Origin of the sequence: Duganella margarita, assembly GCF_009857535.1 — a bacterium.
GTDB lineage: Bacteria > Pseudomonadota > Gammaproteobacteria > Burkholderiales > Burkholderiaceae_D > Rugamonas > Rugamonas margarita.
Map to the genome: position 1 here is coordinate 1 of NZ_WWCS01000028.1, position 15886 is coordinate 15886.

The window sequence follows — 15886 nt, forward strand, 5'->3', positions numbered from 1 at the left end:
GTCATCGGCGCCGTCATGCATAAGCTGGCGCATTTCATTTACGGCGTCATCAAAACAAACAAGCCCTTTGACCCCAATTACCTGGCGAAAGGGCTTGCTATTCAAGACGGTATCTGACCCCGGATTGTTAACGCAGTTTGAAGACGGCGACGATGGCCGTCAGCGCGTCGGCCTGGTCGTGCAGCGAGGCGGCGGCGGCGGCGGCTTCTTCCACCAGCGCGGCGTTTTGCTGCGTGACCTGATCCATCTGGCCGATCGCCTGATTGACCTGCTCGATGCCGCTGCTCTGCTCCAGCGTGGCCGAGGTGATTTCGCCCATGATGTCGGTCACGCGCTGAATGCTGTCGACCACGTCGGTCATGGTGCTGCCGGCCTGCGACACCAGCATGCTGCCGGCATCCACTTTGTCCAGCGAATCGTCGATCAGCGTCTTGATTTCCTTGGCCGCCGCCGCACTGCGCTGCGCCAGGTTGCGCACTTCGGACGCCACCACCGCGAAGCCACGGCCCTGCTCGCCCGCGCGGGCCGCTTCCACCGCCGCGTTCAAGGCCAGAATATTGGTCTGGAAGGCAATGCCATCGATCACGCTGATGATGTCGGCGATCTTGCGCGAGGAACCGTTGATCGCATCCATAGTGCTGACCACTTGCGCCACCACGCCGCCGCCGCGCTGCGCCACTTCCGACGCTTTCACCGCCAACTGGTTGGCCTGGCGCGCGTTGTCGGCATTCTGCTTGACGGTCGCAGTCAGTTCTTCCATCGACGAGGCGGTCTCCTCCAGGCTGGAGGCCTGCTCTTCGGTACGGCCCGACAAGTCCAGGTTGCCGGCGGCGATCTGGTTGGAGGCGGTCGAGATGCTCTCGGTGCCGTTGCGCACTTCGGTGACGATGCTGATCAGGCCATCATTCATCTTCTGCAACGATTGCAGCAGGCGGCCGGTTTCGTCGGTACTGTTGACTTCAATGTGCGAGGTCAGGTCGCGGTGCGCCACTGCCTCGGCGATCTCGACCGCCTGGCCCAGCGGCACGGTGATGCCGCGCGTCAAACGCCAGGCGCAGAAAACCCCCAGCGCCAGCACCACCAGCCCGAAGATGGCCATGAAGGTGCGGTTGGTTTCATACAGCGCCTCGATCCGCTCCGCCTCGCCGTCCATGCTCTTGCGCTGATGTTCCAGCAAACCGCCCAGCGAACCCAGATAGGCTTTGCCGTAAGGGGTGAAACGCTGTTCCAGCTCTTCCGCCGCCTCGTCCAGCTTGCCGTCCTTTTTCAGCGCCACGATCTTGTCGCGCGAGGCCACGTACAGCTTGCGGTTGGCCTGCATGTCCTTGTACATCGCCTTTTCGTCGTCGCCTTCCAGCAGCGGCTCGACCTTTTGCTGAAGGCCGTTGATCTCGGCAGTGGACAGCTTGGTGTCCTCCGCGAAGAACGGGCCCAGCGACGGGTCCGTACTCTTCGAGATGGCCGACGTGCGGCGCACGCTGGTGTGGATCAAACGATACCAGTCGCTGATCATGCGCTCTTTTGCCAGCGGCTGCTGCATCATGTCGCGCGTGGCCGAAGCCACCGAATGCATATGACGGATGCCGATCAAGGTCATCAGGATCATCATTGCCAATACCAAGCCAAAGCCTGCGGCCAGGCGCGTGCCGATTTTGAAATTATTCATGGTTACCGTGCCGTAATGGCAATGTTGAAATGCAAAGAAGATTGCTACTATTGAAACAACGATTCAGGCAACAGAAAATGGATTGCCCTGAAGAATCAATAGTTTAGCACGGCAATTATTTTAATGCTCAGGTTTGACTAAGCGGTGAGGTGCAGCGTGCTGACGATGCCCATGTCGAACGAACTGGAGATGACGGTGCCCGCCAGATTGGGATTGGTTTTGAGCAGGTCCGCCCAGTTGGCGGAGGCTTGATCGGACAGGCCGTCGCTGGCCGTGCCGCTGCCGGTGTAGACGCCGGCGCCGGTGGAGCTGGTGGCCAGCGTCGACACGATGCCCTGATCTTGCGCGAACTGCGCGCTGTTGGAGGTGTCGACCTTGCTGCCGTCGACCGGCACGCTGACCGCTTCTTCCTGCGTGCCCGCCTGCGTCAGGCTGCTCAGCAACCCGCTGGCCGAATACACTGTCGCGCCAGTCGAGCCGCCCAGCGACGCCACCACCGCCGACTGCGCCGACAAGCTGACCGCCTGCGACGACAAGGCCGCAGCCGCGGTCGAATTCTGGCCGACCGTCGGCACATACGGCTGATAAGCCGCATTGGAGGTGACGGTGGTGAGAGCGAGGGTCATGATGGGATCAATATAGTGGCTTGTGCGGCCGCGCGCAAGCGTTAAAAAGCCGGCGCGCCTGACGGCGTCCGGCTTTGGTCCCAATGACAATCAGAGTTTGTTGGCGTCGTGATCACGCTTGGCGGTGTCGAGGCGGCGGTCGACCTTGTCCTCCTGACGCGCCACCTGGGTCGCGTGCTTGTCGACGGCGTGATGGGCGATCACTTTCTGGTCATGGCGGATTTCCTGCTTTTGCTGCTTGATGGCCACCTGCTCGTTGCGGCGCGCCTGGTCCAGCTGCGCGGCGCCGGCCAGATTGCCCTGCTTCAGCTCCTGGTGCTCGGCGTGCGCCAGCGCCTTGCTTTCCTGCTTCTCGGCATGCAGCTGCTGCTTGCCGGCGGCCACTTCATCCTTCTTCACCGCGATCACGGCGTTGTCGTGTTTGATCTCGCGGGTGTCCTGATGAATTTGTTTGGTGTCCTGGCGGATCTGCGCATTGTCGTGCTGGACCTGGGCCACAGGCGTCTGCGCGAAGGCGGCTGCGCTGATCATCGAAAACAGGCCGGCGGTGATCATCAGGGTGTTGGTTTTCATGGCGTGATTCCTTTACTGTGGGTTGGCAGACCGCTGTTGATCAGCGTTCTTGTACCTTCAACGCGCCCGCCTCAGCCGAAGACGACCACACTTCAGTAAGAAAAGTTACCAGTTGTATCGAGTCTCACGCCATAAAAAAACGGGACACTTGCGTGTCCCGTTCTGTTTTACTCCGCAGTTGCAGCGACTTTTTTAGGCGCTGCTTTTTTTGCGGCTGGTTTCTTCGCCGCCGGCTTCTTGACTGCCGCAGCCTTCTTGACCGCCGCCGCCTTTTTCACCGGCGCTTTTTTCTCTTCCGCCGCACCGTCTTCGGCCGCAGCCGCAGCCGCCTTGCCTTTAGCCGGCGCTTTCGCCTTGCGCTCTTCGAACTCGAAGCTGATCTTGCCGTCTTTGCCCTTTACCAGGAAGGCCTTGAACGGACGACGCGTGCGCTGCGAGACAAACCCCGGCAGCAGGTCGGTCTTGCCGTCGTTGAGCAACTTGGCCATCTGTTCCGGCAGGATTTCCTGCTGCAGAATGATGCGGCCGCTGCGGAAATCGCACGCCTTCGGCTTGGCGACGGTAGCTTCGCACACATAGGCCAGGCCCATCTCGTACACGTTGCCGTTGCACTTGGGGCACGGGCCCAGTGGCGTCTGGCCGGTGAAGTCGACCGGTTCCGCATCTTCCGAATCGTCGTTCTGGCCGAAGTCGAACTCCAGCTTGTAGTTCTTGATGTCCTCGTCCTTGACGATGCGCAGGATGGCGGCGAACGGACGGCCCATCTTCGAGCGGAAACCTTGCAGCGGGCCGATGGTGCGGTCGCGCAGCAGCTGTTCCACTTCGGCGATTTCAAACTGGCGGCCGCCCGGCGTTTTGCTCATCGAGAATTCGCAATGGGTGCAGGCGAAGCGGCGATAGTTTTCCTTGACCACGTGCGCGCAGTTCGGGCACGGCGCGGTCAGCGTGGCGTAGTCGCCCGGGATCGTGTCGTTGTTGTATTCCTTGGCGCGCTTGACGATCACCTGCGTCATCTGGGCGATCTCGCGCATGAATTCTTCGCGCGAGATCTTGCCCTTCTCCATCTGCGACAGCTTGTATTCCCACTCGCCGGTCAGCTCCGGCGCGGTCAGCTCGTTGACGCCCAGGCCACGCAGCAGCGTCATCAGCTGAAATGCCTTGGCGGTCGGCATCAGCTCGCGGCCTTCGCGCAGCAGATACTTCTCGGAGAGCAGACCTTCAATGGTAGCGGCGCGCGTGGCTGGCGTGCCCAAGCCCTTGCCGGCCATCGCATCGCGCAACTCGTCGTCCTCCACCAGCTTGCCGGCGCCTTCCATGGCGGACAGCAGCGTCGCCTCGGTGTAGCGTGCCGGCGGCTTGGTGACCAGGCCGTTGGCGTCGACCTTGTCGGTCAACACCTTCTCGCCCTTGGCCACCGCCACCAGCGTCTTGTTGTTGGGAGCGTCCTTGTCGCCGTCGTCGGCTTCCTTGCCGTAGATCGCCAGCCAGCCCGGATTGGTCATGACCTTGCCTTCAGTTTTGAAGGTGTGGCCCGACACTTCGGTAAAGCGGGTGGTGACCTGGAACTCGGCGGCCGGGAAGAACACCGCCATGAAGCGGCGCGTCACCAGGTCGTACAGTTTCTGTTCCGGCTCGGACAAATTCTTCGGCGCGATGGTGGTCGGGATGATCGCAAAGTGATCCGAGATCTTGGTGTTGTCGAAGATGCGCTTGTTCGGCTTGACCCAGCCCTTGTCCAGGATCTGCTTGGCGAACTGGTGGTAGTTGTTGTTATCCTTGACCGAGTCCAGCGTCTGCTTGACGGTGTCCAGATAATCTTCCGGCAGGTGGCGCGAATCGGTACGCGGGTAGGTCAGCACCTTGTGCTTTTCGTACAGCGCCTGGGCCAGGCCCAGCGTGTTCTTGGCCGAGAAGCCAAAACGCGAGTTGGCCTCACGCTGCAGGCTGGTCAGGTCGAACAGGCCCGGCGCCATCGAGGTGGTCGGCTTGGATTCTTCGGTGACGTTGCCCTGCTTGCCGCGCACGGCAACCGCGATGGAGTCGGCCGCAGCCTTGCTCCACAGGCGCTCGGCGCGCTTTTCCGGATCGTTCTCGTCCTTCTTGAACTTGGTGTCCAGCCAGCGGCCTTCGTAGACGCCGGCGGCGCAGACGAATTCCGCGCGCACTTCCCAGAAGTCGCGCGAGACGAATTTCTTGATCTTTTCTTCGCGCTCGACCACGATCGACAAGGTCGGCGTCTGCACGCGGCCGACGGTGGTCAGGTAGAAGCCGCCCTCTTTCGAGTTGAACGCGGTCATGGCGCGGGTGCCGTTGATGCCGATCAGCCAGTCCGCTTCCGAACGGCAGCGGGCGGCGTCGGCCAGCGGCAGCATCTCTTCGTCGCTGCGCAGATGGGTGAAGCCGTCGCGGATCGCGCCCGGCGTCATCGATTGCAGCCACAGCCGCTTGACCGGCTGCTTGGCCTTGGCGTTCTGCGCGATCAGGCGGAAGATCAGTTCACCTTCGCGGCCCGCGTCACATGCGTTGATCAGGGTGGTGACGTCTTTGCGCTTGATCAGCTTGTTCAGCACCTTGAGGCGCGCCTCGGTCTTGGCGATCGGGTTCAGCGCGAAATACGGCGGAATCATCGGCAGATGGGCGAAGCTCCACTTGCCGCGCTTGACGTCGTGTTCTTCCGGGACGGCAATTTCCAGCAGGTGACCGACGGCGGAGGACAACACGTACTCGTCGGATTCAAAGTACTCATCGTGCTTGGTGAAGCCGCCCAGCGTCTTCGCGATGTCATTCGCGACAGACGGTTTCTCGGCGATGATGAGGGTTTTGCTCATATTTAGTATCTCGTTTGTAACACTTGAGGGGAGGACAGATGCGCATCATACATGGATCGCGCAGCAATCTGCACGTTTGCGTCACAGTCTTATCAAAGCGCAAATAATAAGCGGATTGCCGTACGCACCGCAAGCATGCCGCGTCGACGCGGCCAATTGTTGCACGAAAGTATTTATTTGAGGGGAATTAATGCAGCAGGCGCGGGGCCTGGTCTTCGTCCGAGCCGAACAGGTCGTCGAACATCAGCGCGTCCGGTTCCTTGCCCTGGCTCCACAGCAGCATCAGCACGATGACCTTGAGCTTGCCCAGCGAGACCGGCATCTCTTCCAGCGCGAGGGCGCGCTCGATGACGATTTCGCGTTGCAGCGGTGACAACACCTTGGCCGATTCGAGGAACTGGATGAAGCCGATGGCGGCGCCGCCCAGCGCGTCCTGCTCTTCTTCGACGTAGAACCGGGTGCCGGTGGAGGCGGCCGTGAGCGCCTGCTCGACGCCGGCGATGGCGTTGAGGTCGGTCAGCCACACCAGCGCCTCGGAAATTTCGACGTCATCGAAACCGACGGCCGACAGCTTCTTGGCCAATGCGGCCGGCTCCGGGCACGCATCGGGCCGGTAATAAGTTTCGTAGAGATAAACAAGGACGTCGAACATGGCTCTACTCTATCAGTTAACACGAATCGGAGACAAGTGCTGTTCAGCCACGCAGCCGTTGAAACATGCCGCCCGGCAAGCGTTCCAGCAGCCCGGCCAGTTCCAGCGCCAGCAACTGTCCCTGCAATTCGCCGGCCGGCTGGCCCAGGTGGACCGCCAGCACGTCGGCCTGGACCGGGTCGTCGCCCATCGCCAGCAGCACGCGGTCGACGAAACTGTCGTCCAGCGCCGGGCGGGCGCCGGCCTCGCCGTCGGCCAGCATCTGCATCGCCTGCAACACATCGGCGGCGCTTTCCACCAGCCTGGCGCCCTCGCGGATCAACTGGTGGCAGCCCTTGGACAGGGTGGCGTGAATCGAACCGGGCACCGCATACACATCGCGGCCCTGGTCGATCGCCAGCCCGGCGGTGATCAGCGAGCCGGACCTGGCGGCCGCCTCCACCACCAGCACCCCGCGCGCCAGCCCGCTGATGATGCGGTTGCGGCGCGGGAAGCTGTCGCGCGACGGCGGCGTGCCCAGCGCATATTCGCTGACGAGACAACCCTCCTCGGCAATGCGCCGCGCCAGCGCACCGTTGCGGGCCGGATAGATGCGGTCGGCGCCGGTGCCGAGCACGGCGATGGTGCTGCCGGGGCCGTTCAAGCCGCCGACGTGGGCCGCCGCATCGATGCCGAGCGCCAGGCCGGAGACGATGGTCAGGCCGGCCTCGGACAGCGCCTGCGCCATGTGCTCGGCGTTCAGCAGCCCCTGGCGGCTGGCGTTGCGCGAGCCCACCACCGCCACCGAGCGCTGCGGCAGCAACTCGACGCGGCCCTTGACGAACAGCAGCAGCGGCGCACCGACAATATTGCGCAGGTACTCGGGATAGGCGGGATGGTCGAACGGCAGCAGATAGTTGCCCGGCTGCGCCTGCCACGCCAGCATGGCGTCCACCTGGGCCCCCAGATCGGCCGGCGGCGACGCCAGCAAGGCATCGGCCTGGCGTGGCTTGACGATCTCCAGCAGCCTGGCGCGGCTGGCGGCGAAGATGGCGGCCGGCGTCTCGAAGTATTCCAGCAGGCTGTGCGCGGTCAGCAGGCCGACGCCGTCGGTCTGTTGCAGACGCAGCCAGCCGGCCAGCGCTGGCGGCGTCGTTTCGGCAGGGGAATCCGTGGCTTGCACGGCGCAGCTTACTCCGGCGACCTGGCGACGTCGCCGACCTGCACTGGCGCCGTCACCTGCATGATCAAGCCGTAGGAAACATGCTTGAACGTGCGGAAGATAAACAAGCTGCCCACTTCCTCATCCGGCAGCTTGACCTGCTGCTCGCGCCCGAACCAGCCTTTCTTGGCCGTGGAATCGCTGACAGTTGCTCCCGCATGGTACAGCTGCAGCACCGCGCCGATATCGAGTCCGTCAAGCTTTCCGCGATTAATGCTGACAATCTGGTTCTGGCCGGCGTGGGTGACGCCGCCGTACACCGACAGCACGCGCGCCGCGACCGGCTGCGCCGGCGGATGCGGCACGTAATTGCGCACCGGCATGGGCGGCACGGCGCGCAGCTGGTCGCCCTTGCCGATTTCCTGGGTGGCGGTGGTGACCGTGAAAGTGTGCACATCGCTGCCGGCGCCTGGCTTGGCTTCGGTCTGCAATTTCACCGTGCCTAGATAAAAGGCTTCGTAGGCGATGATTTGTTGGGTGACCGGATCTTTCAGCGGCGCGCCGGGGCGGAACACCTGGAACGCGCTGTTGCCGCCCAGCTCGCCGCGTACGTAGGCCTTGTCGTCCTTGCCGAGAAATACATGCCCCTCCTGCGTGGCGACGATGCGCGGCGCGCCCTTCAATTCGTCATCTTCGATAATCAGCGGCTGGGTCAGGAAGGGTTCGATCACGCCCGGCGGAATCGACGGCACGGCGTCCACGCCCACGCCGTCGGTGCGCACGCGCGGGCGCAGGCGTTCGGCAGCCGGGTCGTTGACGCCGCTGTTGGCGGCGATGGGCTGCCCCAGCCGCAGGCGACCGGCGGCACGGTCGAACCAGATGATCTGGCCTGGATAAATCCAGTGCGGATTGGCGATGTCCTCGCGGTTCATGTCCCAGACCGTGGGCCAGCACCAGGGTTTTTGCAGGAAAGTACCGGAAATATCCCACAGGGTATCGTCCTTGACCACCACGTGCTGGTCCGGGGCGTCGGCGCGGAATTCGCAGGCCATCGGCGCTGCCGAGGCGCTGGCGGCGGCAAAAACCAGCACCGCAACCACAAGGCGGCGACCGACTGTGCTAAAATTTTTCATTAATAGATCCAGTAAGTGCGCCATAGGTGCACGGCAGCAAAGCAGTAAAGCTTGCTAAATTGAATCAAATTCTGCCCATAAAACCCTGAACTAGCAAGCGAAACCGCGCTCCCATCACCCGTCGCGCGCTTGCTGCATTAGCAGGGAAATCACATAGTTTTCACTTCGTTATCATGGCTATTTTAAATATTCTGCGTTACCCCGATCCACGCCTGCACAAAGTTGCGGTGCCGGTCACCGTGTTTGACGAGCGGCTGGCCAAGCTGGTCGCCGACATGGCCGAAACCATGTACGACGCGCCCGGCATCGGCCTGGCGGCCTCGCAGGTCGACGTCCACGAGCAGGTGGTGGTGATCGACATCAGCGAAGAAAAGAACGCGCTGACCGCCTTCATCAACCCGGAAATCCTGTGGGCCAGCGACGACAAGGAAGTCTACGAAGAGGGCTGCCTGTCGGTGCCGGGCGTCTACGACGGCGTGGAGCGGCCGACCAAGGTCAAGGTGCGCGCCTTCGACGTCAAGGGCCAGCCGTTTGAAGTCGACGCCGATGGCCTGCTGGCCGTCTGCATCCAGCACGAGATGGACCACCTGCTGGGCAAGGTCTTCGTCGAATACCTGTCGCCGCTGAAGCGCAACCGCATCAAGGCCAAGCTGCAGAAGGAAGAACGCGGCATGCAGCGGGAAGCCCAGCTGCGCGCCCAGGGCCGTCGCTACTGATCGCCGCCGCCCAATGAAAGTCATCTTCGCCGGTACGCCCGAATTTGCCGCCACGGCCCTGCAAGCGCTGCATGAGGCCGGCTTTGAAATCCCGCTGGTGCTGACCCAGCCGGACCGCCCTGCCGGCCGCGGCATGCAATTGCAGCCATCGGCCGTCAAGCAATACGCGGTCGCGCACGGCATCGACGTGTTGCAGCCGCTGTCGCTGCGCATGGACAGCAAGGACCCGCAGCGCGCCGAGGAAGCCCTGGCCGCGCACCAGCGCCTGCTGTCGACGCCGTACGACGTGATGGTGGTGGCCGCTTACGGCCTGATCCTGCCGCGCAGCACGCTGGACATCAAGCCTTGCCTCAACATCCACGGTTCGCTGCTGCCGCGCTGGCGTGGCGCCGCGCCCATCCATCGCGCCATCGAAGCGGGCGACACGGAAACCGGCATCACCATCATGGAAATGGAAGAAGGCCTCGATACCGGCCCGATGCTGCTGGTTGAAAAAGTGGCGATCGAGGACAGCGACACCACCGGCAGCCTGCACGACAAGCTGGCGGCGCTGGGCGGCAAGATGATTGTCGAGGCGCTCAACAAATACCAGCACCAGCAGCTGGAAGCGGTGGTGCAGCCGGAACAAGGCGTCAACTACGCCAGCAAGATCAGCAAGGAAGAAGCGGCGCTGGACTTCGCGCAATCCGCCGTCGAGCTCGGCCGCAAGATCCGCGCCTTCAATCCCTTCCCGGGTGCGCATGGCACGGTCAACGGCGTGGTGGTCAAGCTGTGGGGCGCCGAAGTGGTGGAAGGCAGCGGCGCTGCCGGACAGGTGCTGTCGGCCGATGCCCAGCATGGCATCGTGGTCGCTTGCGGTCAGGGCGCGCTGCGCCTGACCTCGCTGCAAAAGCCGGGCGGCAAGCGCCTGCCTGCCGCCGAGTTCATCAAGGGCTTCCCGCTGGAAGGCCTGCGCTTCAGCTAGTCAGTTCACCGTCTGATTGCCAGGGCACGGATTGTCGCCCTGGTAATTGTCCAGATTGGCGCGCAGGATCAGCAGCGATTGCCGCCGCCGTTCCAGCGCCGCCTGCTGTTCCTCAATCTCCCGCAACAGAATGGCCGATTGCTGCATGGTCTTTTCGATCGAGCATTTGCCGTTTTCATCCAGCATGTCGCGAATCACATCCAGCGAAAACCCCAGTTTCTTCGCGCCCTGGATTAGCTTCAGCCGGTCTGGTGCATTGCTGGCATACTGGCGGTAGCCGGACGCCGTGCGCGAGATCGGCGCCAGCAATCCCTGCTCTTCATAAAACCGTATCGCCGAGGCAGCCATGCCTGACATTCGGGAAAGTTCACCGATTTTCATTTTTCGCTTGACCCTCAAGTTGACTTGAAACTTATTATAAGGTGGTCCGCCTCAGCCTGCTTAGGCAGGCCATATAACATCCAGGAGTATCGATATGACCGATGTAATTAAACACCTCAACTGGCGCTACGCCACCAAGAGCTTCGACGCCAGCCAAAAGCTGGACGAAGCGAAACTGAACCACATCCTGGAAGCGATCCGCCTGGCGCCGACTTCCAGCGGCCTGCAACCGTTTGAAGTGTTCGTGGTGAAAAACCCGGACCTGCGCGCCAAAATCCGCGAAGTGGCGTGGGGCCAGCCGCAAGTGACCGACGCCTCGCACCTGCTGGTGTTCGCGGCCTGGGACAACATCACCCCGGAGCGCATCGACGCCGCCTTCGACTACACCAACGAAGTGCGCGGTTTCGTCAACGAAGGCTGGGAAGCCTACCGCAAGCAGCTGCACGGCATTATTGCCGCCCGTACCGAACAGGCCAACTTTGACGCCGCCGCGCGCCAGGCCTACATCGGCCTGGGCGTCGCGCTGGTGGCTGCCGCCGAACAAGGCGTCGACAGCACGCCGATGGAAGGTTTCGATCCGGCCGCCGTCGACCAGATCCTGGGCCTGAAAGAGCGTCACCTGCGCAGCGTGGTGATCCTGCCGGTGGGCTACCGCAAGGCCGATACCGACTGGCTGGTCAACCTGAAAAAAGTGCGCCGGCCGCACGACAAGTTCGTCACCGAACTGAACTAATCGTTGGACCACACGGCGGAAGAATATTCCGCCGTTGTTTGGCGCTCATCAAATCTGCACGCCATTTAAATAGACCCCCTTTACTTTCCTGCCTAGACTCGATCCTCATCCACTGGAATCGAGGAGGCATCATGGACGCTTACAAAGGTGGCTCGCGGAAACAACTAGCGCTGCAACGGCGCCTTGACGCCCTGTTCCGCGCATTGGCATCGGATTTTCTGCTGCGCGAGCAATTCATCACCGACCCCGCGCAAATCGCCTCGGAATACATCAATGGCAAGCGCATCGCGCCGGACAAAGCTGCTGCGATGAATTACCTGATCTACGCCTGCCTGGCCAACAATTACCTGATCTCCTGGCTGCGCGATTACGCCATGCGCAGCGACGGCAAAGAGCCCATCACGCAACAGCGTTTTGTGCGGGATTTTTCCGCCGCCGTAGTTGAACAGCGCGCACATCATGTAGTGTCCGCGCTGGCGCATTTTGCGCTGCACGACACTGCCCGCATCCAGCTCGACGACAACTGGCTGCAGGTGATCTTCGGCCGCTGGCACCATTTCGGCGAAGACGGCACCGACGACGCCACCGACAGCACCGGCACCGACAGCACGGACGCCACCGATAGCACCGACAGCACCGGCACCGACGCCACCGACAGCACAGGTACGGACACTACTGGTACGGATAGCACGGGGACCGACAGCACCGGCACGGATGCCACAGGAACCGACGGTACCGGAACCGACGCAACCGATGCGACTGACGCGACTGATGCGACCGACATTACGGCCACCGGCACGGACGCCACCGCCAGCACCGGCACCGACCAAAACTCCACGCTCACCGCCGTCACGTGGAAAACCTACATCACCGACACCACCGACAAGACCCATCCGAGCACCACGCCGTTCACACACACCGGCATGACACGCTCGCCGATCACCACTGCCACCACGCTCAACACCGAACGCTTCCTGGGCACCAGCCACGTCATCATCACGCTGGAGGCGCTGACCAGCTATGCCCGCCACCTGATCCGCTCCGGCGCGCTGGACGACTTCTGGTCCGAGCAAGCCCCCGGTGAACGGCCATGAGCCTGGCCGACCTGCTCCCCGCCGCCCCCACGCCGGCCGACAAGGCCGCGCCGGCGGAGCGGCGCCGTCGGCTGCTCACGCTGCTAAACACCGGCGACACCAACGCCGCCCACGCGCTCTGGCTGCAGGAACTCGCCACCGGCGACCCGGCCTACCGCTGGGCCCAGTCCGCACTGGAACGCGCCATGCAACAAGGCGACTTCACCTTGATGGGCCAGTTAGGCAAGCTGCTGGCCTACCGCTGGCACAGCCCCTGGCATCCCGAACGCCTGCCTACGGATCAACCCCTGCCACGCGTTCCACGTGACATCCTCACCGTCAGCAAGCTGCGCCATGACGCCGGCCAATTCGCCTACCTGCGCCAGTTGGGCCTGCTGGACGCCACATTCGACGCCACCATCAACATCTATCACCACCTCGCCGACCGCCTGGTCGCCGCCGGCCAATCAGAAGCGCGCAAGGAAATGAGTGACGCCGAGCGCGCGCTGATCGGCAATACCTACAACCGCATCGTCCACCTGCCGGACGTGGGCCGCGTGGCGCGTGCGCTATCGCCCAGCTGGAATCCGCGCGACATCGAAGCGCGCTTCCTTGAACACGGCGAGGGCCTGGTCGTAATCGATGATTTTTTAACGCCGCAAGCACTGCAAGACCTGCACCGCTTCGCCATGCAAGCCACGGTCTGGACCGGCATCCGCTACGCCTTCGGCCGCTTCGGCGCATTCTTCCAGGACGGCTTCAATTGCCCGCTGCTGCTGCAGGTCGCCGAAGAGTTGCAGGCAGCACTGCCGCACGTGATCACGCCGCGCTATCCACTGCGCCAGATCTGGGGCTTCAAGAACGCCGACGACCTGCCGGCCGATGTCAACCTGCACGCCGACTTCGCCGCCGTCAACGTCAACTTCTGGCTGACGCCGGACGACTGCAACCTGTCGCCCGACACCGGCGGCATGAAGGTGTACGACGTCGACGCGCCGCTGGCGTGGGACTTCCACACCTACAACGGCCGCACCGACATCATCAAAGCCTTCCTGCGCGAGAACAAAGCACGGGCGACCTACATCCCTTATCGCCGCAATCGCTGCGTGCTGTTCAACTCCGACCTGTTCCACGGTACCCACGAAGTGCATTTCAAACCGGGATTCGAACATCACCGCATCAACGTCACCATGCTGTACGGACAGCGCGAAAACGACCAACTGCACCGCAGCCTCAGCAGCCGTCCCGACCTGCAAACGCGCTGGGGCCGGCATAACAGCGCATGGCGTTCCCCTGCCTTCGGCCGCCATCGTTGACAGGCGCGCCATGTCCTCCCAGTTCGGCCAGGACCGCCTGGTGCTGCAACTCCTCAACGGCCAGCGCAACGGTTTTTTCCTCGACACCGGCGCCGCCGACGGCATCCGCAGCAGCAACACGGTATTGCTGGAACGCGAATTCGGCTGGCGCGGCCTGTGTGTCGAGCCCAACGACGCGTTTTACCAAAAGCTCATCCATACGCGCCGCTGCATGTGCCTGCATGCCTGCCTGTACGACCGAGAGACCGAACTGCCCTTCCTCGAAGCGGCCGGCACCTTGGGCGGCCTGATCAACGAATTCGGCCCAGGGCAGATGGCGAACGCCATACGGACCCAACATCTGCCGCTGGACGCGGAAGGCATGCCGCCACTGGTCAGCAAACGGACCATGACCCTCGCGACCGCGCTGGCGCTGGCCGAGGCGCCGCCAGTCATCGACTACTGGAGCCTGGATACCGAGGGTACCGAATTGCTATTGCTGAAGAGTTTTCCGTTCGACCGCCACACGTTCAACGTCATCACCGTCGAACACAACCACCAGCCGGCGCGGCAGGACATTCGCAACCTTCTGGAAGCGCGGGGCTTCCTCCATGTGACGGCGTGGTTCATTGACGATTGCTACATCCGCGCGGCGGCGTTTCCCGGACGGCATGCAAGCAGTGTGGTGTGGCGAAGCCGCTTCAGTCGGTGAGCGACAGTACGCGGTCGCCGTCGTCGGCCTTGCAGCCATCGGCGATCGGCGTCCAGCCGCGATGGATGACGATCTGCTTGTCATCATGGCAGATCTCCACGCGTTCGCTTTGGGGAAAGCGGTCGCGCACAAACGCCTCCACCGTGCTGGGCAGGCTGATATGCAGCTGCAGCGCGGCCCGGTCTTGCTCCGGATGATCGTCCAGATGCAGCAACGGCACGAAGTACGACGCCAGCATCAGCCAGCGTGAACCGACCTCAACCGGCTGCGGCGCATAGTCCTGCTCACGCAACCACTGCTGCGCGCGCTGCCGCAAATCGTCGCCGTCCGGCAGATTGCCCCAGCCGGCGGCCAGCATTTCGATCAGCCATTGATTGCAGTTCTGGTATTGCAGGCCGTAGGCGTAGGCATTGGCGCTGTATTGCGCGCCGAGCAGGTGCAAGGCACGTGAAGTATCGAGCAAGGCCGGCCTCAGCGCCAGTACCGCCTGCGGCGGCATCCGCACGATGCTGACGTAGCCCAGTTGCGGATCGTCGGTGCCCATGGCGAAACCGGCCAGGCCCTGATCGTAGATGCGCGGGCGGCCCTCATCGCAGGCGTAATACAGCTGGCGCGCCGACCACGCGCCCTGCTCGGAACGCCAGGCCACCGCACCATGCGAATAGCGGATGTGAAAACGCGACAGGTCGAGGCCGGAACGGCTGACCAGCGCCACGCCCTCGTCGCTGGCGGCCAGCTCGTCGCGCAGCACGGCGGCGAAGCGCAGCAGCCGATCCTGCTCGGCCGCGCTCAGTTCGTGAGAGCGATCGCAGAAGCGGCCAGACGAGGCCTGCGCCTGGCCAGCCGTGGCGGCTGCCATCAGCAAGCCCAGCGCCAGCGCGCGAAAAAGCATCAAAGGCTCAACGGACGCGACGCCAGTTCGCCATACCACTCATCGGCCAGCACCAGATAGAACGGCTGGCGATTATCGGCACGGCCGAATTCGATGCCGTAGACGCGGTTGTGCGCATACATCGCATCGCCCACGGCCAGCTGCTGCTTGTCGAAGGTGGTGTTCGGCAGGTCGAGCACGATGCGATGCGCCGGATCGTCGGCCTGCAGGGTGACGCGGGTGCGCTCGGCACGGTCTGGCGTGGCGGCGATGTCGATGATGCGGTAATCGGCGTCCGCCGTCCGGTGGCCCTTGTTGTTCGAGCTGTTGCTGGAACCGGCCAGCGAATCGGACACGCTGCCGCTGGACGCCGAACTGGCGCTCGACGCCGACGACGCCAGACTATCCGCCTGCGCATTCAGCGCCAGCCCCAAGGCGCCGGCGGCGCACATCAATCGCATGGTCAAAGTGATATTCATCTACACTTCCTAAACTGTGCAAATCAGGAAGTATAAAGGAGAC

The 15886-nt window shown here is 63.0% G+C and carries 16 protein-coding genes; 6 read left to right on the forward strand and 10 right to left on the reverse strand.

Going from position 1 to position 15886, the window contains the following annotated elements:
* Positions 1-127: 127 nt before the first annotated feature.
* The 7 genes from GTP55_RS26630 to GTP55_RS26660 all read right to left on the reverse strand — a co-directional run bounded on the left by GTP55_RS26630 (position 128) and on the right by GTP55_RS26660 (position 8619).
* The gene (locus tag GTP55_RS26630) at positions 128-1666 is read right to left on the reverse strand and encodes a methyl-accepting chemotaxis protein (RefSeq protein WP_161047816.1); all 1539 of its coding nucleotides are present in this window, start codon (positions 1664-1666) and stop codon (positions 128-130) included.
* A 137-nt stretch (positions 1667-1803) separates the two neighbouring features.
* Complete coding sequence (locus GTP55_RS26635; RefSeq protein WP_161047817.1) at positions 1804-2292, reverse strand: hypothetical protein; 489 nt, start codon at positions 2290-2292, stop codon at positions 1804-1806.
* Positions 2293-2382: 90 nt separating this feature from the next.
* On the reverse strand, positions 2383-2865 hold the full coding sequence (locus GTP55_RS26640) for a hypothetical protein (RefSeq protein WP_161047818.1): 483 nt from the start codon (positions 2863-2865) through the stop codon (positions 2383-2385).
* Between the two features lie 167 nt (positions 2866-3032).
* Complete coding sequence (locus tag GTP55_RS26645) at positions 3033-5693, reverse strand: DNA topoisomerase III (RefSeq protein WP_161047819.1); 2661 nt, start codon at positions 5691-5693, stop codon at positions 3033-3035.
* A 187-nt stretch (positions 5694-5880) separates the two neighbouring features.
* Positions 5881-6345 (reverse strand): Smg family protein, encoded by a 465-nt coding sequence (locus tag GTP55_RS26650; protein ID WP_110847437.1) that lies wholly within the window; start codon positions 6343-6345, stop codon positions 5881-5883.
* Between the two features lie 43 nt (positions 6346-6388).
* Positions 6389-7507: a DNA-processing protein DprA gene (dprA, locus tag GTP55_RS26655; RefSeq protein WP_161047820.1), complete on the reverse strand. Its 1119-nt coding sequence runs from the start codon at positions 7505-7507 to the stop codon at positions 6389-6391.
* A gap of 8 nt (positions 7508-7515) precedes the next feature.
* Positions 7516-8619: a LysM peptidoglycan-binding domain-containing protein gene (locus GTP55_RS26660; protein WP_161047821.1), complete on the reverse strand. Its 1104-nt coding sequence runs from the start codon at positions 8617-8619 to the stop codon at positions 7516-7518.
* Between the two features lie 173 nt (positions 8620-8792).
* Between GTP55_RS26660 and def the strand changes: the two genes are divergently transcribed.
* Together def and fmt are read left to right on the forward strand one after the other, a co-directional pair.
* On the forward strand, positions 8793-9335 hold the full coding sequence (gene def, locus GTP55_RS26665) for a peptide deformylase (RefSeq protein ID WP_110847440.1): 543 nt from the start codon (positions 8793-8795) through the stop codon (positions 9333-9335).
* 13 nt (positions 9336-9348) lie between these two features.
* Complete coding sequence (gene fmt, locus GTP55_RS26670; protein WP_161047822.1) at positions 9349-10299, forward strand: methionyl-tRNA formyltransferase; 951 nt, start codon at positions 9349-9351, stop codon at positions 10297-10299.
* On the opposite strand, the gene GTP55_RS26675 is transcribed toward fmt, so the two are convergent.
* Entirely contained in the window at positions 10300-10680 is a 381-nt protein-coding gene (locus GTP55_RS26675; protein ID WP_161047823.1) for a MerR family transcriptional regulator, read from the reverse strand.
* Between the two features lie 94 nt (positions 10681-10774).
* Here GTP55_RS26675 and GTP55_RS26680 point away from each other — a divergent pair, with 94 nt between their 5' ends.
* From GTP55_RS26680 to GTP55_RS26695, 4 genes are all read left to right on the forward strand, one after another.
* Positions 10775-11413, forward strand: a complete 639-nt coding sequence (locus GTP55_RS26680) for an NAD(P)H-dependent oxidoreductase (RefSeq protein ID WP_161047824.1) — start codon at positions 10775-10777, stop codon at positions 11411-11413.
* 131 nt (positions 11414-11544) lie between these two features.
* Positions 11545-12507, forward strand: coding sequence for a hypothetical protein (locus GTP55_RS26685; protein ID WP_161047825.1), 963 nt, complete (start codon positions 11545-11547; stop codon positions 12505-12507).
* Positions 12504-13802: a hypothetical protein gene (locus GTP55_RS26690; protein ID WP_161047826.1), complete on the forward strand. Its 1299-nt coding sequence runs from the start codon at positions 12504-12506 to the stop codon at positions 13800-13802. The genes GTP55_RS26685 and GTP55_RS26690 overlap by 4 nt, the downstream gene beginning before the upstream one ends.
* 10 nt (positions 13803-13812) lie before the next feature.
* A complete protein-coding gene (locus tag GTP55_RS26695; protein WP_161047827.1) occupies positions 13813-14493 on the forward strand; it encodes an FkbM family methyltransferase in 681 nt (226 codons plus the stop codon).
* Here the strand turns inward: GTP55_RS26695 and GTP55_RS26700 are convergent.
* On the reverse strand, positions 14483-15385 hold the full coding sequence (locus tag GTP55_RS26700) for a DUF2145 domain-containing protein (RefSeq protein ID WP_161047828.1): 903 nt from the start codon (positions 15383-15385) through the stop codon (positions 14483-14485). The two genes, GTP55_RS26695 and GTP55_RS26700, sit on opposite strands and share 11 nt — an antisense overlap.
* Complete coding sequence (locus tag GTP55_RS26705; RefSeq protein ID WP_161047829.1) at positions 15385-15843, reverse strand: hypothetical protein; 459 nt, start codon at positions 15841-15843, stop codon at positions 15385-15387. The genes GTP55_RS26700 and GTP55_RS26705 overlap by 1 nt, the downstream gene beginning before the upstream one ends.
* Positions 15844-15886: the final 43 nt, after the last annotated feature.